The organism is Bacillus sp. NTK071, from assembly GCF_017303315.1.
GTDB lineage: Bacteria > Bacillota > Bacilli > Bacillales > Guptibacillaceae > Guptibacillus.
The window spans coordinates 42786-63157 of sequence record NZ_JAFKOI010000017.1 but is presented as its reverse complement, the minus strand read 5'-3'; the positions used below and the strand labels follow the sequence as shown (position 1 = coordinate 63157).

Annotated in this window: 19 protein-coding genes and 1 riboswitch; of the genes, 13 read left to right on the top strand and 6 right to left on the bottom strand. The window is 39.7% G+C overall.

Features of this window, described 5'->3' with window-relative positions:
• Positions 1 to 33: 33 nt before the first annotated feature.
• Positions 34 to 450: a hypothetical protein gene (locus JI666_RS18445; RefSeq protein ID WP_206894519.1), complete on the top strand. Its 417-nt coding sequence runs from the start codon at positions 34 to 36 to the stop codon at positions 448 to 450.
• 184 nt (positions 451 to 634) lie between these two features.
• On the opposite strand, the gene JI666_RS18440 is transcribed toward JI666_RS18445, so the two are convergent.
• Positions 635 to 772 carry a hypothetical protein gene (locus JI666_RS18440; protein ID WP_206894518.1) on the bottom strand — a complete coding sequence of 46 codons (138 nt, stop codon included), beginning with the start codon at positions 770 to 772 and terminating at the stop codon, positions 635 to 637.
• Positions 773 to 815: 43 nt separating this feature from the next.
• Positions 816 to 906, bottom strand: a riboswitch (cyclic di-GMP riboswitch).
• Positions 907 to 1097: 191 nt separating this feature from the next.
• On the opposite strand from JI666_RS18440, the gene hutU reads away from it, so the two are divergent.
• The 3 genes from hutU to hutG are packed head-to-tail and all read left to right on the top strand — an operon-like array spanning position 1098 to position 5052.
• The gene (hutU, locus tag JI666_RS18435; RefSeq protein WP_206894517.1) at positions 1098 to 2765 is read left to right on the top strand and encodes a urocanate hydratase; all 1668 of its coding nucleotides are present in this window, start codon (positions 1098 to 1100) and stop codon (positions 2763 to 2765) included.
• Positions 2766 to 2776: 11 nt separating this feature from the next.
• Positions 2777 to 4051, top strand: a complete 1275-nt coding sequence (hutI, locus tag JI666_RS18430) for an imidazolonepropionase (protein WP_206894516.1) — start codon at positions 2777 to 2779, stop codon at positions 4049 to 4051.
• Positions 4048 to 5052: a formimidoylglutamase gene (gene hutG / locus JI666_RS18425; protein WP_206894515.1), complete on the top strand. Its 1005-nt coding sequence runs from the start codon at positions 4048 to 4050 to the stop codon at positions 5050 to 5052. Before hutI ends, hutG begins: the two co-directional genes overlap by 4 nt.
• A 26-nt stretch (positions 5053 to 5078) precedes the next feature.
• Here hutG and JI666_RS18420 read toward each other — a convergent pair whose 3' ends face one another.
• On the bottom strand, positions 5079 to 5237 hold the full coding sequence (locus JI666_RS18420) for a hypothetical protein (RefSeq protein WP_206894513.1): 159 nt from the start codon (positions 5235 to 5237) through the stop codon (positions 5079 to 5081).
• Positions 5238 to 5395: 158 nt separating this feature from the next.
• On the opposite strand from JI666_RS18420, the gene ykzP reads away from it, so the two are divergent.
• Positions 5396 to 5530: a protein YkzP gene (gene ykzP / locus JI666_RS21845; RefSeq protein ID WP_286170953.1), complete on the top strand. Its 135-nt coding sequence runs from the start codon at positions 5396 to 5398 to the stop codon at positions 5528 to 5530.
• A 9-nt stretch (positions 5531 to 5539) separates the two neighbouring features.
• On the opposite strand, the gene JI666_RS18415 is transcribed toward ykzP, so the two are convergent.
• Positions 5540 to 5677, bottom strand: a complete 138-nt coding sequence (locus tag JI666_RS18415; protein ID WP_206894512.1) for a hypothetical protein — start codon at positions 5675 to 5677, stop codon at positions 5540 to 5542.
• 227 nt (positions 5678 to 5904) lie between these two features.
• Here JI666_RS18415 and JI666_RS18410 point away from each other — a divergent pair, with 227 nt between their 5' ends.
• The 5 genes from JI666_RS18410 (at position 5905) to JI666_RS18390 (ending at position 10973) form a co-directional block, all read left to right on the top strand.
• Positions 5905 to 6357 carry an SRPBCC family protein gene (locus tag JI666_RS18410; RefSeq protein ID WP_206894511.1) on the top strand — a complete coding sequence of 151 codons (453 nt, stop codon included), beginning with the start codon at positions 5905 to 5907 and terminating at the stop codon, positions 6355 to 6357.
• A 55-nt stretch (positions 6358 to 6412) separates the two neighbouring features.
• Positions 6413 to 6898 carry a VanZ family protein gene (locus JI666_RS18405; RefSeq protein WP_206894510.1) on the top strand — a complete coding sequence of 162 codons (486 nt, stop codon included), beginning with the start codon at positions 6413 to 6415 and terminating at the stop codon, positions 6896 to 6898.
• 212 nt (positions 6899 to 7110) lie between these two features.
• The gene (locus tag JI666_RS18400) at positions 7111 to 9345 is read left to right on the top strand and encodes a SpoIID/LytB domain-containing protein (protein WP_206894509.1); all 2235 of its coding nucleotides are present in this window, start codon (positions 7111 to 7113) and stop codon (positions 9343 to 9345) included.
• A 143-nt stretch (positions 9346 to 9488) separates the two neighbouring features.
• Positions 9489 to 9776 (top strand): hypothetical protein, encoded by a 288-nt coding sequence (locus JI666_RS18395; protein WP_206894508.1) that lies wholly within the window; start codon positions 9489 to 9491, stop codon positions 9774 to 9776.
• Between the two features lie 204 nt (positions 9777 to 9980).
• A complete protein-coding gene (locus JI666_RS18390; RefSeq protein WP_286170951.1) occupies positions 9981 to 10973 on the top strand; it encodes a Gfo/Idh/MocA family protein in 993 nt (330 codons plus the stop codon).
• A 17-nt stretch (positions 10974 to 10990) separates the two neighbouring features.
• On the opposite strand, the gene JI666_RS18385 is transcribed toward JI666_RS18390, so the two are convergent.
• The 3 genes from JI666_RS18385 to JI666_RS18375 all read right to left on the bottom strand — a co-directional run bounded on the left by JI666_RS18385 (position 10991) and on the right by JI666_RS18375 (position 13285).
• Entirely contained in the window at positions 10991 to 11770 is a 780-nt protein-coding gene (locus tag JI666_RS18385) for an HAD hydrolase family protein (RefSeq protein ID WP_206894507.1), read from the bottom strand.
• 99 nt (positions 11771 to 11869) lie between these two features.
• Positions 11870 to 12007, bottom strand: a complete 138-nt coding sequence (locus JI666_RS18380) for a hypothetical protein (protein WP_206894506.1) — start codon at positions 12005 to 12007, stop codon at positions 11870 to 11872.
• A gap of 15 nt (positions 12008 to 12022) precedes the next feature.
• Complete coding sequence (locus JI666_RS18375; protein ID WP_206894504.1) at positions 12023 to 13285, bottom strand: helix-turn-helix domain-containing protein; 1263 nt, start codon at positions 13283 to 13285, stop codon at positions 12023 to 12025.
• Positions 13286 to 13501: 216 nt separating this feature from the next.
• On the opposite strand from JI666_RS18375, the gene JI666_RS18370 reads away from it, so the two are divergent.
• From JI666_RS18370 to JI666_RS18360, 3 genes are all read left to right on the top strand, one after another.
• Positions 13502 to 13651 (top strand): hypothetical protein, encoded by a 150-nt coding sequence (locus JI666_RS18370; RefSeq protein ID WP_206894503.1) that lies wholly within the window; start codon positions 13502 to 13504, stop codon positions 13649 to 13651.
• Between the two features lie 148 nt (positions 13652 to 13799).
• Complete coding sequence (locus JI666_RS18365) at positions 13800 to 15884, top strand: cell wall-binding repeat-containing protein (RefSeq protein ID WP_206894500.1); 2085 nt, start codon at positions 13800 to 13802, stop codon at positions 15882 to 15884.
• 275 nt (positions 15885 to 16159) lie between these two features.
• A complete protein-coding gene (locus tag JI666_RS18360; protein WP_206894498.1) occupies positions 16160 to 20275 on the top strand; it encodes a cell wall-binding repeat-containing protein in 4116 nt (1371 codons plus the stop codon).
• Positions 20276 to 20372 lie beyond the last annotated feature (97 nt).

Below are 20372 nucleotides of genomic sequence, written 5' to 3'. Positions count from 1 at the left end.
ATAGAGATAATCGAATGAAAAGGAACGTGGAAAATGGGAGAAATTATTAAGTTTATCGTGGCGATCGTCAATGAACTTCATGACATTGTCATATCTATTATGTACGGTCTTGGGTTTAACGTCACCGATAAGCAGCTTCATTTCTGGGTTATTGGTTTGCTCGGAATGGGAGGATTCATAGTCGTTCAATTTCTATTTCGCGTTCTTTCAAAATGGAGCATAACAGCTATTTCATTTATTTATACGATAACCGTACTCCTAGTCATCGTATTTGCGATTGAAATCCAACAGAAGATTACAGGTAGAGGAAATATGGAATTTGCTGATGCTGTTATTGGGCTCCAAGGATTTATTGTCTTATTTCTAGTGTATTTAGTCATTCGTCTTCTAATCGTTTGGAGTAAACGGTTGTATCAGTCGTTTAGCAAAAAGCAGAGTTATACAAAATAAATCTTAAGGGAAGGTCCTCATGTGGGTCTTCTTTTTTTATCGTGTTATTGAAAATGGAGAAAAAAGGATTGGATATGATTGGCGTAGAAATAAGAAGTATGTATTAATTTCTGAATTTTCTATAATATATTGAGATTTAGGAACATTAAAAGGAGAGCCCCTATGAGCTCTCCATCGGTTATCTTTAATATGTCATTTGAGTGAGGAAAGCAATAACTGCTCCAATTACGATTGCGGAAACAGGTAAAAGAAGATAAATCATCTTCTCTTTGCGCTCTCTTCTGTATTGAATTTCTTCTGGTGTTAACCATGTACCTTTCATATCATTTCCCCCTGTTTTTGCATCAATCGCAGTGGAGGCCGTATTCGGCAACTGGCTGACTTTCGGTGATCCCCGGCCGCGAAGTCCCTTTAGCTTTGCGTCATCATTTTTCAATGATTTTGCCATTCTCGTACGATATGCATATTAGTTGTTTTGAATAAAGGACATTTAGATGTAGAAATTGTCGAAAAATGACTTCATTTACTAGTATAGCGTATTTTTATGGGGGTGTATATTGGGAAAATGGGTTTAATATGCTTTAACATATTAAGGTTTTGTAAACATTGTTTCCCAATATCTAACTTCACTTAAAAGAGGTGTAGGGATGTCAGGAACTTATGAACAATATGTAGTCAACCATTCTTATACGGGTAAGGAACTTCATACAAAAGGATGGGAGCAAGAAGCCGCATTGCGAATGTTATTAAATAATCTACATGAGAATGTGGCTGAGCGACCAGAGGAACTTGTCGTTTATGGAGGGATAGGGAAAGCGGCACGTAACTGGAAAGCGTTCGAGAATATCGTTCAATCTCTCAAAAGACTAGAATCAAATGAAACGCTCCTGATTCAATCAGGAAAACCAGTAGCTATTTTTCGAACACACGAACAAGCTCCCAGAGTTCTTCTAGCCAACTCTAACCTTGTTCCTTCAAGCGCAACTTGGGAACATTTTCACGAGTTAGATCGCAAGGGTCTGATGATGTATGGGCAAATGACGGCAGGTAGTTGGATCTATATTGGTAGTCAAGGAATAGTGCAAGGAACGTATGAAACGTTTGCAGAATGTGCACGGCAGCATTTTAATGGGACGTTGAAAGGAACGCTAACGGTAACATCTGGACTCGGCGGCATGGGAGGTGCGCAACCGCTAGCCGTTTCTCTAAATGGTGGCGTTAGCCTTTGTATTGAAGCCGACCCACTCCGAATACAGAAAAGAATTGAGACAAATTATCTTGATAAGATGATTGAAAATCTAGATGAGGCCATAAAGGAAGCGATTGAGGCAAAAGAGGCCGGGGTAGCTTTATCGATTGGCGTTCCAGGTAATGCGGCCGATCTCCTTCCAGAACTATTGAGAAAGGGAATCGTACCTAACATTGTCACCGATCAAACGTCCGCTCACGATCCGCTTAATGGGTATGTTCCATCAGGTTTTAATGTTGAAGAAGCAAGTCGGTTAAGAACAGTGTCGCCGGATGAATACTGTAAACGTTCAAATGAAAGCATGGCGATCCATGTAAAAGCGATGCTGGAGATGCAGGAAAAAGGGTCAATCGCTTTTGATTATGGGAATAATATTCGCCAAGTTGCTTATGACCAAGGGGTTCAAAACGCTTTCTCAATCAAAGGTTTTGTACCTGAATACATTCGTCCACAGTTCTGTGAAGGCAAAGGCCCATTTCGCTGGGTCGCGCTCTCTGGTGACGAAGAGGATATTCGAAAAATTGATGAGCGAATCCTTTTGGAATTTAAGGATAATGAGCATCTTTGTCATTGGATTAAAATGGCTCAGAATAAAATCGCTTTTCAAGGACTTCCAGCTAGAATCTGTTGGCTTGGATATGGAGAACGAGCCAGATTTGGAACAATTATAAACGATATGGTTGCTTCAGGAGAATTAGCTGCCCCAATTGTTATTGGTCGGGATCATCTTGATGCCGGATCAGTAGCATCACCCAACCGTGAAACAGAAAATATGCTTGATGGAAGCGATGCGGTTGCAGACTGGCCGATATTGAACGCACTCGTAAATGCAGTAGGTGGAGCTAGCTGGATCTCGTTCCATCATGGAGGAGGCGTAGGGATGGGGTATTCGCTTCATGCGGGTATGGTTATCGTAGCTGATGGAACGAAGTCTGCAGAAGAGAGGTTAAATCGAGTACTAACGACAGATCCCGGAATGGGTGTCGTCCGGCATGCGGATGCGGGCTACCCAACAGCGATTAAGTTCGCCCATGACAATGGGATCGATATGCCATCGCTTGATTAGGAGGGAGTCCAATGAGAAAACCACTTTTTCTACAAGATGCGAGTGAATTGATTACACTTAAAGGATCGTCTTCTGCTCCTCTAGTGCAACCTATTGAATCAGATTTATCAATTATCCAAAACGGAAGTGTGTTAATTGATAACGGAACCATATTAGCAGTTGGCAAAACATCTGAATTGAAGCAACACTATCCTCAAAAGATTAGTGAAGCAGATGTGATTGATGCAAGAGGAATGCTTGTGACACCAGGGTTCGTCGATCCTCATACACATCTTGTGTTTGCTGGATCGAGGGAACAGGAATTTGCGATGAGATTAAAAGGTGCTTCGTATATGGACATTATGAACGCGGGTGGAGGAATCTATGCGACGACTGAGATGACAAGGTTAGCTAGTCATCAAGAATTATTTGAGCAAAGTTTCGAGCGCCTAGATCGATTAATGAAACAGGGTGTAACGACAGTCGAGGCAAAAAGTGGATATGGTCTAGACCTTGAAAATGAGAAGAAGCAGCTTGAAGTTGCTCGAGAATTAAATCAAAAGCACGCTCTAGATCTTGTTAGTACTTTTATGGGAGCACATGCAATTCCGTCTTCATACAAAGCAGCTCCAGAGGAGTTTATTACTTATTTAATCAATGACGTCATGCCAGTTATTGCAACAGAAGGGTTAGCAGAATTCAATGATGTCTTTTGTGAGAAGGGCGTCTTTACAGTTGAACAATCACGACGTGTGTTAGAAGCAGGAAGACGTCTTGGACTTTCCCCTAAAATTCATGCAGATGAATTGGAGTCATATGGTGGAGCGGAGCTAGCGGCAGAGCTCGGAGCAGTTTCTGCAGATCATTTATTATGTGCTTCTGAAGCAGGTATGGATCAAATGGCAACAGCAGGAGTAGTAGCTGTTCTACTCCCTGGGACAGCCTTCTTTCTACAGAAGAAGATGGCGAATGCGAGAAGGATGATCGATCGCGGTGTACCTGTTGCCCTTTCAACGGACTGTAACCCTGGTTCATCCCCTACTGTTTCGACCGCGTTGATGATGAATTTTGGTTGTTTGCAAATGGGGATGACCCCTGCTGAAGTTCTTGTTGCTGTAACAATTAATGCTGCACATGCGATTAACAGAGGGGATCAGATAGGAAGTATTGAGGTTGGAAAAAAGGCAGATCTTCTACTATTTTCCGTTCCAACACATCATCATCTTCATTATCATTTTGGTGAAAACCATCTGAATCGTGTCATTAAAAGTGGAGTCGTACGAGTTAAAGAAGGGATGTTGAAATGAGTCAGTATCCTTATCCAATGCTTGATCGGCCATTTGCTGTTTACCGTAAAGACGATGAGAAAAAGGAAAAGAATGTGAGTGAGTGGATCCAAACGTTACCGACATCAGGTCATTATAGTTTGGATAAATATGATGCTGTTCTTCTAGGTGTTCCACTTTCACGCTCATCTATTAGTGCATCTGCAGCTAGTGAAGCTCCAAACGCAATGAGAAGCGCATGGAAATATTTCTCCACATATCATATTGAGTCAAATATTGATTTAGATGATATGAAAATCGTTGATTTAGGAGATGTAAAGCAGTCCATTACCGATATCGCCCAATCTCATCGTTCCATTTGTGAGGCAATGTATGAAATGAGAAGTAACCATCCCAATGCTTTACCTGTATGCATTGGTGGAGATCATTCAGTTACAGCTCGCCTTATTCAGGGGTGGAAACGTGCCCATCCTGAGCAGACGATCGGGATTATACAGTTTGATACACACTTTGATTTGCGTCCGCTTGACCAAGGACCCACAAATGGCACACCAATGCGCCTTCTAATTGAAGAAGGCATCGTGGAGGGAAAACATCTTCATACCCTTGGTATACACGGCTTTTTTAATAGTCGTTCACTAAAGGAATATGCTGATTCAGTTGGTGTTACGTATCGAACGATGAACGAAATGAGAAGAAATGGAATTTCTAGAACGGTGAAAGAATCGATCGACTCTTTAAATCAGAACGTTGATGTTATCTATATAACCGTCGATATGGATGTACTAGATACGGCCTATGCACCTGGTGCTCCAGCTTCAACTCCTGGTGGAATGAGAACCGATGAACTTTTTGAAGCTGTGTTTCTTGCTGGGCAAGCACCAAAAGCTTCGGCAATGGATATTGTTTGTCTCGATCCACGATTAGATACGAGAGAAGCAACTGTAAAAGCTGGTGTCCATGTGATGCTTAATTTCCTTACAGGATATTGGGATCGAAAGAAGAGGACGATGGGCCATTAGTGGCTCATCGTCCTCTTAAGCGACCGTTAAATTGTTGCGTCATCTTGCTCCCGCTCTATGATAAATTCGATTAAATGGCATTCGTTTTCTTGAAGGTTACGACCAAGTTTCATTTCAAATTCATAAATCAATTCTCTGTAACGCGACTCAGAAAATGACGTAAGGTGAATGATTGATTCTTCCATACATCTTCCCCCCTGAATTTATGAATTTCCGCATATATAGCCATTTCGTTTGAGAATTCAGAATTATGGGCGTTATTGAAAGAATATTTAGATATTTTAATGGAGTACATGAAAGTGCAAAGTAAGTTCAAACTAAGGTGCGAAGGGAGGTCGTTTTCATGAAAAAACGCAAAGCTCAACCACATGCAGCGATAACAAATAATCAAACCCCTGTAGAAAGTCTTCCTAACCCTGAATCAGAATACAAGCGTAGCAAACATAAGGAAGTAACCGCTCCCAAATATGAGCAGTAATCGTAGTCATTAGATTCCTTGATTAGAAATAATGGCAATCAATACACCCAGTAAGATTGAAATAATCGGAATGGCAAGGAAAAGCATTTTTTCCTTGCGTTTTTTTTGGAATTGGATTTCTTCTGGTGTTCTCCAGTTTCTATTCATTGTATCCCGCCCTATGTTTTCGCACAGATCGTCTCATCGCACCTGTTATTTATTGATATAATTTCAGGTAAATCATGAAGCGATTTAGGCTATTTTTTTCTATTATCGGCTAATTCCGTGTATAGATATAGATCTTCTTGTCGAATTATAAGAAATAATCTTTATAGCCTATTTATATTCAAATTACTGGAAGTTAATAGAGTCGTTTGACATAGGAGAGTGGAAAAATGCCTGTTATTTATCTTGAAACCTTTATCGAAGCGCCTATTGAAACGTGCTTCGATAATGCTAGAAATATTGAAGCACATATGAAAAGTACTGAAGAGACAAAGGAACGTGCGGTCGGTGGAGTAACGACTGGTTTAATGGAGAACGGTGATTCTGTTACATGGGAAGCCGTTCATTTTGGAATAAAGCAACGTCTAACTGCTGAAATAACGGCAATGCACAAACCTGATTGGTTTATTGATGAAATGGTCTCTGGCGCATTTCAGTCTTTTGTACATACACATCGGTTCGAGGACATGGGACAAGTGACGCTCATGATTGATCAGTTTATTTATAAAGCTCCATTTGGCGTATTAGGCTCACTTGCAAATGTACTGTTTTTGAAAAAATACATGAAAGTGCTTCTAGAAAAAAGAGCCATACAGTTAAAAATCATGGCTGAAAATAGCTGAATAAAACCCTTCCTTTGAGGCAATACTTGAATTGCTTTGAAAGGAGTGGAGACTGATGACGAGTGTATCTATGTTCGTGACAGTGTTGGTAAGATGCTGGCTATGTATTGGGCTATTTCTATCGACTGTAGCCATGTTGACATTAGTGGGCCATGAGCCATCTCCTTTATTGGTGAATTTTTTTACTTCAATTGTTAAAGCAAAGGAATTTCACTATGGTCCACTTACACTCAGTGTCATCCACAATGGTGAGCTAGGATTAACACATTTTATCATTCGGAAACTAGGTCATTTTTTTGTTTATAGCTTCCTAACAATCTCTCTACTCTATTTTCCTCTTACGAAATCCTCTTTCCTTAAACCAATACTTGTTTTTATGATTGTTTGCACGATTGCTGTTACAGATGAATTTGTGCAGGCCTTTATTCCAGGTAGAACGTCCTTAGTAATGGATGTATTTGTTGATCTCTTAGGAAGTCTACACGGAGTGATTTTGTATAGCATATGGAAAAAATGTTATTCAGCAAAAACTCTCAGTTAAAAGAGAGTTTTTTTATTTGGTCATCCAATTGGTATATGTAACACTTTTATGGTAAAAACATCCTACTAATTCGACAAAGTTCATAGGTCTTCTATTTTATTTTTATAAAATTAGCATAATGGACGCTGTTTTATGGCAAATTTATGCTAAAGTGTTAAAAAGGGAGAATATATCTAAAATTTTCTTTAAAAAAGTATAGGGGGAAAAGGGATTTGAAGATTTTTACGTCACTTTTGGTTGGCATTCTAGCATTTTCTTTGTCGATGCATGGCGTTCAAGCAGCGGGGGATACGGTTTCTGTTAAACTAGTAAATTATATTAAGAACAGTAATGATTTGTCATTCAATGTGTATGGTAGCTACCAAATTGAAGATAGCGAGATTGTGCTGGACAGCAATCGTTTAGATCAATACCATGTTAAGGCTGAAGGTAGCAATGTTGTTCTTTACATGGGCGACTCGAAGCTAAAGGATTTTGGAGGTTCGATGAAGTTGGTACCTACAGTTACCAACGCAATGGACAGCTACGTAGAACTTGGGGACAAGCAATACCTCGGGGGGATGGAATTTAAAGTAGAAGGAAATTACATTCGACCCGTTAATACGCTTTCGATGGAAGAGTACTTGAAAGGCGTAGTTCCAAGTGAAATGCCTGCTTATTGGGGGAACAATGGGGGAATGGAAGCGTTAAAAGCTCAAGTAGTTGCAGCAAGAACGTTTGCTTTACCACGCAAAGACTCGTTGACAGATAGTCAATCAAGTCAGGTTTACAAAGGTTATGATTGGTACGCAACGACAAATGAGGCGATTGATGATACAGCTGGTCAAGTACTGAAGCACGACAATAAGTACATAGGTGCTTTCTATTCTTCAACTAACGGCGGAATGGTTATGTCGAATACAAACTCGTGGGGAAGTAGGTTAGTTCCTTATTTACAAACTAAAGCCGATCCGTATGATGAGAAAATGGTCACTAGATATGACTATTGGGAGTATACGCTTGGGAAGCAACAAATTGATGCGAGTAAACTAGACTTGAAAAAGCCAGAAACATGGTGGGCAAACGTTTCTGAATTAAGTTCAAACGTAACTGAAATGAAGAATATTAAAACGTGGCTTACTTCTAAAAGTAAAATTGGAAAAACGGATGAAATTAAGATTACCGATATTTCGAATATATCATTTACCCTTCCACCATTTAAATCAGATGAGGTATTAAAGGGTAGTATGACAATTAACTATTTCCTTAAAAACAAAGATGGTTTTGTATTTGACTCAAATGGTGATTTGAAGAAACATACAATGACAATACAGGACTCTTCTTACAATATTCGTTTCATGGTTGGAACTACAATTATGAAGAGTCCATATGTAAAGAATATCCAAGACAAAGGTGACTCTTTTGTAGTTTCTGGTAGTGGGTATGGCCATGGAATTGGGATGAGCCAATATGGTGCATATCAGCAGTCAAAAGAAGGACGTACTCATGATCAAATTCTATCATTCTACTATCCAGGGACAGAATTAGTCACTGAAGCAAGCTCCAGCTTTATTAATAGACTTGCTGGGAATAATCGTTATGAAACGAGTGTTGAGATCTCAAAGGCAGGATGGAAACAAGCTTCTGATGTTGTCGTGCTTGGTAGAGGAGACTTATCTGTAGATGCTCTAACAGGTAGTGTACTTGCTAAAAAGCACAATGCGCCTTTGTTATTAACGACAAGTAACAAACTTCCTTCTGTCGTTGAGGCAGAATTAGATCGATTAAAGCCAGAAAAAGTGTATATTCTTGGGGGACCAGCTGCTATTTCAGAAGAGGTTTACAAGCAGCTTTCAACGAAAGATTATATTGCGAAAATCGATCGAATCAGTGGAGCAAACCGCTATGAAACATCTGTTGCTGTTGCGAATGAAATTGGGAATAGCAATCAGGTATTTGTAACAACTGGGGATGGAAAATCTCCGGATGCTCTTTCCATTGCTCCTTACGCGGCCTCAAAGCAAATTCCGATTATTTTAACTGCAACTGAGAAGCTAAGTAGCGCAACAGCAGACTATATGACTGCGGCGAATCCTGTTAAAACCACGATTATCGGTGGAGAGAATGCAGTATCCAACGCGGTTAGAGATCAGCTTGCTACTTCTTCTACTGTTGATCGTGTAGCTGGAGCAAACCGCTATGAAACAAGTGTGAAAATTGCACAGACGTTTGATTTTGAGAACAAAGGTGTCTTTTTTGCAAATGGTGATGTATTCATCGATGCCCTTCCTGGATCACCTTTTGCAGCAGCATTAGGAGCACCAGTTATTTTAACAAAGCAAAATACTCTCTCAACAGAAGTGGAGCAGTACCTTAAGTCAACTTTAAGTAGAGAATTCTATTTCCTTGGCGGAGAGGCTGCAATTAGTAAACCAATAGAAGATCGTGTGAGTAAATTAGCGAAGTAGAATAGAAACACCTCCCATAAAGAAATGAGTGGGAGGTGTTTATGTTATTATGGAATAAATGATAAAAATACAGCTATGAGTACTTCTCGAATAGGAAAGGCTATTCAGGGGGCACATTGGCGAATGAATAAGGATGTGGTGTCGTGCACGAGAAGCAAGAAATTGAAATTCTTTGTGATGCTTTACGTACTTATTGGAATGAACATCCTGAGAAGAATCTCGGGCATTTATTGAAGGATTTACATGATAAGTATGAAAAAGAAGAAGCATTTGAAGAAACCGATGATCTAAATTGGTTACACTGGATGCTCGAAAATAGTAAGCAAAGAGACATCATCGAGAAGAAATACCGTAATGAATCACAAATCAGAGATCTTGAGGAACACATACGTCCTGAATTAATTGAAGTGATTAGACGATTCGTAGATTGAAGAAAAGAGCCGGTCCCAGGGAATGGGGCCGGCTCTTATTATCCTTATAATCAAAAGGGGGGATTAAAGGGATTACTTAATGTTTCGGTTTATTGAACTAGGTGTTGGGGGTAGATGAAAAAGGAAGATAAATCTAGCATATGAGAACAAAAGAACGATTGGTTCATGCTAGTATGATTAAGGATAGCGAAAGGAGAGATTGAATTGGTATTGAGATTTGGCATTATGGGTACAGCAAATATTGCTAGGAAAGCAGTCATTCCAGCCATAACGAACTCTGAACATGCAAAAGTAGTCAGTGTTGCAAGTGGTAGTGGACGCGCGAAAGAGTTTGCAGAGGAGATGGGCATTGAAGGATTTCATGATAGCTATGAAGCGATGCTTGAGGATGACTCAATCGATGCAGTCTATATTCCACTCCCAAACACACTACATAAAAAGTGGACAATTGAGGCAGCTAGAAAAGGGAAACATGTTTTGTGTGAAAAGCCTGCGGCTATTACCGTTGAAGATGCGATGGAAATGGTACAAGCCTGTGAAGATAATGGAGTTACCTTCATGGAAGCCTTCATGTATCAATTTCATCCACAGCACGATGTTGTGAGAGATGTGATTGCTTCAGGTGAAATTGGTGACGTCAAACACATGCGCTCTACCTTTTCATTCTTTTTAGGCGATAGACCAGATAATATTCGCTTGAACCGAGAATTGGGCGGAGGTAGCATCTGGGATGTTGGTTGTTATTGCATCCACTCTTCTCGTAACATCCTTGGAAATGAACCGACTAAGGTATACGTAGAAGGGAATGTACCTACTGAAGTAGGTGTCGATCTATCTGCAACAGGTATTTTAACATTTGCGAACGGTGTTACCGCTTCATTCGACTGTAGCTTTGAGCGTCAGATGAGTAATACCTACGAAGTACTAGGAACCAAAGGGAGTATTAAAGTTCCATATGCTTATCGTCCAGATGCACCTGGAGCTAGCGGCATTGTTCAAGTGACAAACAGTAAAGGTGAAGTAAGAGAAGAAACCGTTAACAGGGAACAGTATACGTTAATGATTGATCATTTCGCTCACTGTATTGCGACTGGGGAGACACCATCCTATTCAGGTGAAGCAACGGTTAACAACCTGAAAGCAATTGAAGCTTGTTATCGATCACTAGACACGAATAGCCCAATTGAGATGACTTAACGAGAAAGCACATTGGCTTAAGAGCCAATGTGCTTTCTAAGTAATTCTTTTGTTCCTTCTGAATATGAATTAGAACTCGCTACAGTCGTGATATTCTCTTCATGAGGGGCATCGCCTTCGCCTACCCAATGAAATGTAATGTTAGACAGTCCATGATCTCTTGCCGTAACCGCCATCACTATATCACCGCCACTATCACCGAAAACAAATACTTCTTCTGGTTTTGATATTTTCTCTAGTATCCATTTAGCACCAATTCTTTTAGATAAGTCTGGATGAATAACATCTACACCATATGTGGAAACAACTGTTTTGTTACCAGAATTTGTTGCAATCGATTCAATTTCGTCTGCGTAGTCGCTTAGAGCCTGGCGTGTTTTATTTAAGTGTTCTTTATCTTCCGGATCGCCATGAACTGCTTCTACCGTACCCATGGATTCCTTTGTTTGATCCCATTGAATCAATCCGTTGTAATCGTCTTTTTGGCTAACATCGTATAACTGTTCTTTAACCTCATTGGTAACGACATAATGGTCATCGAGATTCCATGAAGAAATATCAGTGCCGCGGCCTTTAATAGCACCATGCTCTGATACGCAATAAAGAGAAGACCAATCTAAATCGTCTCTGAAAAGAGGGAATAAATTGTCGCCAAGCCATCCCCTAGAACGTCCAGTCACAAACGAGATAACGTGTCCAGCTTCTGCTAGTTTCTCAATCATCTTTACTGAATCTTGATCAGGTCTAGCATTCTCATCTGTTAAAACTCCGTCTACATCAAACATATAAAATGCCATTTCAGCACGCTCCTGTTCTGATAGTATGACACGTATTATAGCGTTATAAGGGAAGTGAGGGCAAATAAAAACCCGGCGCAATGCGCCGGGTTTAGTTAATTAGATGTGAATTTCAGTCTTTGCTGGGCTTGAATCAGGTACCTTATCATGAGAATCTGGTACTTTGTCATGATTTGGTACAATAACGATTCCTACTACACCAGTAACTAATAACATGTTAACAAGAAACTTCTTCATAGATCTTCTTCCTTTCTAATTCATAATTTTTTTTCTAGCATCATTCGCTAGTTTAAAGTAAAAGCTGGAGTTTTTATATTGACTACTATTAAAATAGTAATCAGCCAGCATTTCCCCATATTCAGAAACGTAATTCCAGTAGTTTTTTGTCTCGAAGTAATTAACAGCATCTCTCAAAGAGGATTCAGTATGCTCGTCCTCAGAATTGGAGAGCTTCAACTCTAGCACGTTATAGTGATAGATGTACTCCAAGAACTCCGTTTTTTTAACAATCCTCATTCCTTCATCAATCCAATGTTTAGCTAGTTCCAAATCATTGATTTTCAGGTATTCAGATGCTATAAGATAAACGGTTTTTGCACGATCCTCAATCTCGTGCTCTTCATTGTTTTGGAGACCAGATTGATAGTACTCCAATGCAATTTTGGATTCATTTTGACAAGAATAGACATACCCTAAATCGTGATAAATAATACTTTTAAGTCTCTTATCATTAAAGGATTCTGCATACTTCAATGCATTTTGAAAATGATGTTCAGCTTCACCGTAATTTAAGATGACTCTGTTATTTACTCCTAACAGAATCTCAGTATCAGCTGCTCTTTTAAAGTTATATTCTTTATTAAACAAGTCCAAGCATTTTATAGCAAGGTTATTGGATAGCGTAATTTGACTAAGTCGATTATGAACTAAAGCCTGCTGATAATAGAATTCAGCCCACTCTGCGTTGTTTGATTTCATAGAAGTTAATAGTTTATTAGCTTTTTTATACTTTTCTCCAGCTTCGCGGAATTTCCGGTTTTGGTAATAGTACAACCCTAGAAAGTAAAAGTAGAAGTATTCAAGGTTCTCAGATAATCTTTCCTGCACATGGTAGAGTCTTTCTAGAATATCATTGGCCTTATCCGTTTCCCTGAAGAGAATATGATATCTGAAAGTTAGAAGTAGATACTTTGTTAGCATATCAGGATCTTCTACACCTTCAATCTCTTCCTCAATACGCTTTTTGAAGCTCGTTACTTCTTCAAAATTACGTAGGCGCATTTCTTTGTACCACGCATCGAGGTCGTTATGAAGCCTTTTCATTTTATCCTCATCATCCACTTGATCAAGAGAAACGCCTAATTCATTACACAAGTGTTCGACAAGTTCTTCACTCGGTTGGGCAAGTCCGTGTTCAATTTTGCTTAAATATGGAATAGAACAGATCCCGGAAGCAAGTTGTTCTTGCGTGATGCCTTTCATTTGTCTAAAATAACGAATTTTTGCCCCTATCATTCTTTGCTCCCTTTCTCCTAGAACTATTTGATTACAGTTTACTAAAAATTCTCAGAAAAGAGAATAGTTTTGAGGTTGGGAAATATACATCGTTTTTTGACGTTTTAAGGCCCTTTTTCTAGTCGTGTTTCCCAACATAGCTTTGTCGAATGAATTTTCGAACTATACAGATCATTATATGGTAGAATGATGAAAATGAAAAGGAGGTGACAAAAATTGCAGGAAGATCGACTTGAGCGAGTAGAAAATATGATTACAAATTTGATTTTAATTATTGGAAGCATGCGTAAAGAACAGCACATCCTCGAAGAAAAACTTCAAACTCTCCAGCAACAGCAGCAACACCTACTTCACGAACGCGTCTAATCCTTCATTCACCTACAGCAGAGCCTCAGTTAAAATCGATACAATTCACCATTTTTTTTCTAAACCCCAATGTGATACTATTCTAGTGATTTGTCGAAAAATTCGTTATATACTCGTAATAATGGATAAGAAACAAACCACGGGAGAGGTGTCACAACTGAAGTCTAAACAAATTCTATTTTTATTTCTTTCAAGTTTACTTTTTTCTTTAAATCCTGACGTTTCAAGAGCAGAAACAGAGAATAACACAGAACGGTTACTCGTTACATACGAAACGACAAAAGCTCCATCTCGTTCATCTGAACAGCCTTCGAAAGTGGATGTAATTGAGGTACCAGAAACGGAAGTGGAAGAAACCATTGATCATCTTACCTCAAAGAAAGAAGTGAAACATGTTGAAAAAGATCAGCCTGTTTTTCTTATGGGGGCCTCTGAACCAAATGATCCATTCTTCTCTTACCAAAAACCTTGGATTAATCAAATCCATTTATTAAAAAGTTGGAATCTAGCAACTACCAAGGAAAGCACCCAGACGGTTGCTGTCATTGATTCGGGAATAGATTTAACTCATCCAGATCTGAGGGCAAACATAGTGGATGGTGTTAATTTGGTAACTCCTAATAAAACGGCTCAGGACGTTGATGGTCACGGTACTAGAGTAGCCGGGCTTATAGGAGCAGAAACAAACAACAATTTAGGAGTAGTTTCTCCATCGCGAGGAACTTCGCTAATGCCAATTAAGGTTACTGAAAACGGAAAAGGTGAGTTATCAAACGTTGTACAAGGAATACGTTATGCGATTGATCACAGTGCAGATGTTATTAACTTAAGTCTAGGAAGCTATGATCATTCTTATGCGTTAAGAACAGTCATCGAAGAGGCTGTAGCAGAAGATATTCTAGTCGTTGGGGCGGCGGGAAATGATAATGAATCGTCCGTAGTCTATCCTGCAGCATACCAGGACGTTTTAGCAGTTGCTGCCGTTGAAACAGGAACAAATGACAAAGCTGCCTTTTCAAATTACGGTTCACTTGTTGATCTTGCAACGCCAGGAACTGAAATCTATAGTACTTCTCTAAATGGTACATATGCTTTTGATAAGGGAACGAGCATGGCGGCACCAATTGCAACCTCATCAGCCTTGTTAATAAATGAATCTGCCCCTTATTTAACGAATAAGCAAACAATTAAACTAATGAAAGAGACGGCAGATGCAGTCAATTCGAGTTACTCTCTCGGAGGTGGATTGTTAAATGTCGACTCAGCTATTCAAGGCATCACCGAGTATAACCGGATTTACGGAAACACAGCGATTGAAACTGCAGTTGAAATCGCCAAGAGTAACTGGAATGAGTTAGAGGAACAAACCTTGAAAATGGATGGGAAACCGATCAGTGGTAAATTTGTAATCCTTGCAAGGTCCGACGAATTTCCTGACAGTCTCGCTGCTTCTCCACTCGCTTCTAAACTTGAGAGTCCGATCTTGTTAACAAAAAAAACTGGTGTATCTTCTGAAGTATTAACTGAATTAAACAGATTAAAAGCTGATCACGTATTTATCATAGGTGGCGAAAACGCTATTCCAGAAAAGATATCAAATGAAATTAAATCAGCTGGAATCAATACAATTCGCATAGGTGGCGCAAATCGGTACGAAACTGCTACTGAAATCGCAAGTCTTGTCGATCGTGATAATGTTAATCAAGCATTTATCGTGTCTGGTGAAAAATTTCCTGACGCTCTCTCGATATCATCATTTGCGGCAAGGTTCGGAGCGCCCGTTCTCTTTACAAAGCAAAGTACTTTACCTAAGGAAACAAAAAGCTACCTTGATCAAAAGGTCCCGGACAGAGCATACGTAATTGGTGGTAAAGAGGTGGTTAGTGAGGCTACCTATTCTTCTATTCCTTCTAAAGATCTCGAACGTATCGGAGGAGACGACCGTTATGATACGAACTTTAAAGTTCTGCTACGGTTCGGGGCATCTTCAACGAGTAAGAAGACGTATTTTGCTACAGGTCTTAAGTTCCCGGATGCTTTAACAGGAGGAGCTGCTGCGTCATTGTCAGGCGATGCTATCGTCTTGCTTCATCCAAAGAGGTATACAGAACCCCTAGGAAAGTCGATTTTGTACTTAACCAACAATGGCATTATTGACTATCGTATTTTAGGTGGACCTGAAGCTATCTTACCTAAGAAAGCTTGGTCGATTGATCAATTGCTAGAACAATAGAATAGTGAAAGATAAAAACGCCAGCTAAATACTGGCGTTTTTTTGTCATTTCTAAGTCGAATTTAGGTCAAACATCACCTTCCACTATTACGCTTTTATGGACAAAAGTCCTAAATTATCTACAAAATATCAAATTTTTTCACAATTTTTACAGTTATTAATTGACTACCTCCTATTTTCAAATTAAACTGAAAATAGTGAATTATTATAATAATATATCGCTTGAGGAGGAGCGATTACCAGGTTTTCACAAATTAAAAGGGGGATTTTTATAAATGACGTTTAAGAAAAAATTTCTTACAGTTGTTGCTGGTGCTTCGTTAGTTGCTTCTTCATTCGCGGGCATGACTTATAACCCAGATAAAGCTGAAGCGGCTTTATCAGAAACAAAGAAATTCAAGCTTCCTGTCACACAGGAAATTGCTTCCCTTGCAGCGAGCGAACAAGCAAAGCAGGAACTTATTATTGTAGCGAATAAGCACGGGGGTCCTGATCTAACAAAAGAACTTGAAAGCCTAGGCGTTACTGTAAAGAAAAATACGAACAATTATTTGTACCTTGCTGATGTACCAACTCGCAAAATTTTACAAGTATATCGTTTAGACTCAGTTGGAATGCTTGGAGCTAACAATGAAATTGTGCTAGATAAAAATAATCAAGAAGATACAGATCTTAAACCAATTGATAAAAATCCTGAAGAAGTTGTGAAACCTGCAACAGAAGAAACTCATTCAGCAACCGGTGTTGATAAGTTTCATAGTAAATATGATGGTACAGGAGTTAAAGTAGGGATTATTGATACAGGAATTGATCCAGGGCATGAAGCATTTACTCAGTATGATGAGGATGGCAACATTGTCTATTCAAAAGTTAAAGGCGTTGTAGATACTGTTGGTGAAGGTGATGTTGTATTTGATCAAAAAGCACCAGAATCCAATACGCTAACAGTAGAGGAGGGAACATATAATACTGATGGTATCGATGCTTCTGATGATACATATTATTTCGGTACACTAGAGCCTTCTCCTTACAGTGTAAATGAAGATGGTAAAGCAGTTTACTTTGATATCAATGGTGATGAAAAAGGTGATTCAGAGTTTGGTATTCTTCATGTAGACGATGAGATCTATATTGATTCTGATCAGGATATGGATTTTACAGATGAGAAATCATACTCTGTGGGAGAGACTGCTAATTTAGATGTAAATCAAGATGATGAGATAGCTGGAGCTAACTTTAGAGTTGCTGATACATTATTCCCAGATCCAAATTTCCCGACAAAGACAGTCTTTTTTGATGGCGATGGACACGGAACTCACGTATCAGGTATAACGGCTGCTAATGGTCCGGCAAGAGAGAATGAGACAGGTGCTGTTGCGGCTGACGGGGTTGCTCCTGGAGCAGACCTCTATGGTTTGAAAGTATTTGATTCAGCTGGTAGAACTGGCGCATGGGCTATTGCAAACGCAATGTATCTAGCAGCTATCCCAGAAGAGCTAGGTGGGTTTGGAACAGACGTTGTTAATATGAGTCTTGGTTCATCACCTGATCTTAACGATGGCTCTGGTACTTATGGCAAAATTATTGAAGATATGGGTAAAGCATTCGATACCATCTATGTCACATCTGCTGGTAACGATGGTCCAGGCGTGGATTCAGTTGGAGCTCCTGGAGACAGCATTAAGGCCTTGTCCATTGGTGCATATATTAATAGTAAAATGTGGGCAACGGAATATGGCTATTATCCATATGGTAAAAACGCAGATGGATCTCCTGTGCAAGGTGAAGGGCTCTGGTATTTTTCAGCTAATGGACCTACTGAAGATGGACAACAAAAACCAGACTTCGTAGCACCAGGATCTGCCTATGCTTCATTCCCTGTTCATTTAGGTAATTATGAAGTGCTTCAAGGGACAAGTATGTCGTCTCCTTATGCAGCAGGTGCTGTAGCTATATTGAAGCAAGCAGCATTGAAAGATCGTATTCCATTTGATTACGAGCTAGCTCGCGAAGCGCTTATACAGACTTCTGTTCATATTGACGGCTATACTCGTGTAGCTGAAGGAGCAGGACTCATTGATGTTCCAGCTGCTTATGAATATATTCGTAAACACTACATCAACGAAGTTAAAGAAGTGAATGTGACTGTGTACCATGGTGAAAAAGTTTCTGGTGGTCCTGGACTTTATGTACGTAACAAAGACGTACCAGAAGAAGTAACTGTAATGGTCGAAAACCCAACTGATGAAACAAAGAACCTTACCATCTCATCAGATTCTGAATGGTTCACACCTTCCGTTGATAAGATTAAGTTAGCGCCGGGTGAATTCAAAGAAATGACTGTAAGCTATGATAAGAGCAAAATGAATGTCGGTGTTAATGCGGGTACATTATTAATCGATGACCCAGATACAGCTTATGCAGAAGCACGCTCATTCCAAACGATTATTCTAGGTGAAGATTTCACATCAGAAGATCGCTTCCGCTTAACGCATGAAGGTGAAGTACAATCTTCTAAGACGAAGAGCTATTTCTTTAATGTTAAACCTGGTGCACAGGAAATCCGTTTTGCACTTGAAGCACTTAAAGAAAACGACGACTTCCAGGGCCGCGTTCGTATGTTAGTTATGAACCCTGATGGTGATCAAGTTAATGCATTCCAAGGATATGCTGGCTATGATGGTATTGGAGTTGAAGACTACGTAGCGAAGAGTCCTAAATCCGGTGTTTGGGAAGTAGCGGTATATGGAACTGCTGGTCCTAAAGATGGCTATGCTATGAACAAGTTTAAACTAGAGGCATTCGTTCAAGATGTCGTATCAAGTCCAGGAAAAGTTGAGCTTGGAAGCGCAATGCCTGGTACTGAAGTCTCTAAAACAGTAACGTTTGAAAACTACCTATCTACTAAGCGATCTGTTGAAGTGGTAGGAGGGGACTTTAGTAAAGGGGAAACATCCAAAACTCGTGAAAATGTTGCTGAAGGTAGTACATTTGACCGAACAATTACAGTGAAAAATAATATTACTTTAGATGTTTCAATCGGTAACACAAATAATGCCGAAGATGATCTTGACCTATATATTTACCGCTCTAAGGACGGAAAGGTTATTGGAGACTATATTGCAATCGATGCTGATGGCGACTCGGAAGAATCTATTTCTCTCAAAAATCTTCCGGATGGTGAATATACAGTCAGAGTAGACGGATATGCAACTGTCGAAGACTCAACTGATTTTGATCTTTCCATTACTGAAGCAAAAGTTTTAGAACCAGGTGAAAAAGGCGCTGGTAGCATTGATGTAACTGGAAAATCAAGCTTTGATCTTGGTGTTGGTAAAAAGGCAACAACGGATGTGAAAATTACGACTCCAAAAGAAAGCGGTCAATATACAGCCGGTATTTTCTTAAAAGATAAAGCAACAGGAGAAGTCCTATCTATTATTCCAGTTGAAACGGATGGCGAACTAGTTGATGTTGTAGCTGGTGAGAATCGTATAGAGACAGCTATTGAAGTGTCGAAGAAAATGTATCCAGAAGGTACAACTGCTGATACAGTTTTCATTGCAACGGGCTATAACTTCCCGGATGCCCTTTCAGCAGGACCTCTTGCAAGTGCTTATGATGCGCCGATCCTTCTTGCAGGAAGCAAAGGTATGCTATCTGATGAGGTTCTAAATGAAATCTCTCGTCTGAAAGCGAAGAATGTCATGATTCTTGGCGGAGAGAATGCAATTTCTAAGAAAGTAAACACGCAGCTTGCTAACATTGGCGTAAGTACAGCTGATATTGAACGTCTAAGCGGTGCGAATCGTTATGATACAAACGTCCAAATCATCAACAAACTTGCTGAAAAAGGGTCAAAGAGTAAAGAAGTCTTCCTTGCAACAGGCAAAAACTTTGCTGATGCCTTAAGTGCAGCATCCATTGCTGGTGCGAATGATATGCCGATTATCTTAACAGATGGTCAATCACTTACTGACGAAGCGAAAAAGCTAATGACAGGTAAGATGGTTTATGTTCTTGGTGGAGATGCTGTCATTTCAGATCAAGTTGTGGAAATGGCTGATAAAATTGCAACAACCAAACGTCTTGCTGGTGCGAACCGTTATGGAACGCTTGTTGAAATCCATAAGGAGCTTGGTTCGAATACAGATAACCTATTTGTGGCAAATGGACGTAACTTCCCGGATGCCCTTGCAGCTTCCCCGCTTGTTGTAAAGGATCAAGGTAGCATGTTCCTTGTAGAAAGTAATAAGATTCCTAAAGAAATTGAGTCTTATCTTGTTAAGTACTTTACAACAACAGATGTATCAGGTGCTACAGTGCTTGGTGGAGACAACGCAGTGAACAAAGAAGTAAGAGATCAGTTTAATAAGTGGTTAAATAACTAATCGTTTAGAAGCCGCTCATTCGTGAGCGGCTTTTTAATTTAGGCTCTTTTCGTATACATTGTTGCTATACGCGTGGGTTAATTTCCGCTCCAGGATG

Excerpts from the sequence above, each read along its gene's own strand:
- JI666_RS18445 (WP_206894519.1), top strand. The coding sequence starts at position 34 with ATGGGAGAAATTATTAAGTTTATCGTGGCGATCGTCAATGAACTTCAT.
- JI666_RS18440 (WP_206894518.1), bottom strand. The coding sequence starts at position 772 with ATGAAAGGTACATGGTTAACACCAGAAGAAATTCAATACAGAAGAGAG.
- hutU (WP_206894517.1), top strand. The coding sequence starts at position 1,098 with ATGTCAGGAACTTATGAACAATATGTAGTCAACCATTCTTATACGGGT.
- hutI (WP_206894516.1), top strand. The coding sequence starts at position 2,777 with ATGAGAAAACCACTTTTTCTACAAGATGCGAGTGAATTGATTACACTT.
- hutG (WP_206894515.1), top strand. The coding sequence starts at position 4,048 with ATGAGTCAGTATCCTTATCCAATGCTTGATCGGCCATTTGCTGTTTAC.
- JI666_RS18420 (WP_206894513.1), bottom strand. The coding sequence starts at position 5,237 with ATGGAAGAATCAATCATTCACCTTACGTCATTTTCTGAGTCGCGTTAC.
- ykzP (WP_286170953.1), top strand. The coding sequence starts at position 5,396 with ATGAAAAAACGCAAAGCTCAACCACATGCAGCGATAACAAATAATCAA.
- JI666_RS18415 (WP_206894512.1), bottom strand. The coding sequence starts at position 5,677 with ATGAATAGAAACTGGAGAACACCAGAAGAAATCCAATTCCAAAAAAAA.
- JI666_RS18410 (WP_206894511.1), top strand. The coding sequence starts at position 5,905 with ATGCCTGTTATTTATCTTGAAACCTTTATCGAAGCGCCTATTGAAACG.
- JI666_RS18405 (WP_206894510.1), top strand. The coding sequence starts at position 6,413 with ATGACGAGTGTATCTATGTTCGTGACAGTGTTGGTAAGATGCTGGCTA.
- JI666_RS18385 (WP_206894507.1), bottom strand. The coding sequence starts at position 11,770 with ATGGCATTTTATATGTTTGATGTAGACGGAGTTTTAACAGATGAGAAT.
- JI666_RS18380 (WP_206894506.1), bottom strand. The coding sequence starts at position 12,007 with ATGAAGAAGTTTCTTGTTAACATGTTATTAGTTACTGGTGTAGTAGGA.
- JI666_RS18375 (WP_206894504.1), bottom strand. The coding sequence starts at position 13,285 with ATGATAGGGGCAAAAATTCGTTATTTTAGACAAATGAAAGGCATCACG.
- JI666_RS18360 (WP_206894498.1), top strand. The coding sequence starts at position 16,160 with ATGACGTTTAAGAAAAAATTTCTTACAGTTGTTGCTGGTGCTTCGTTA.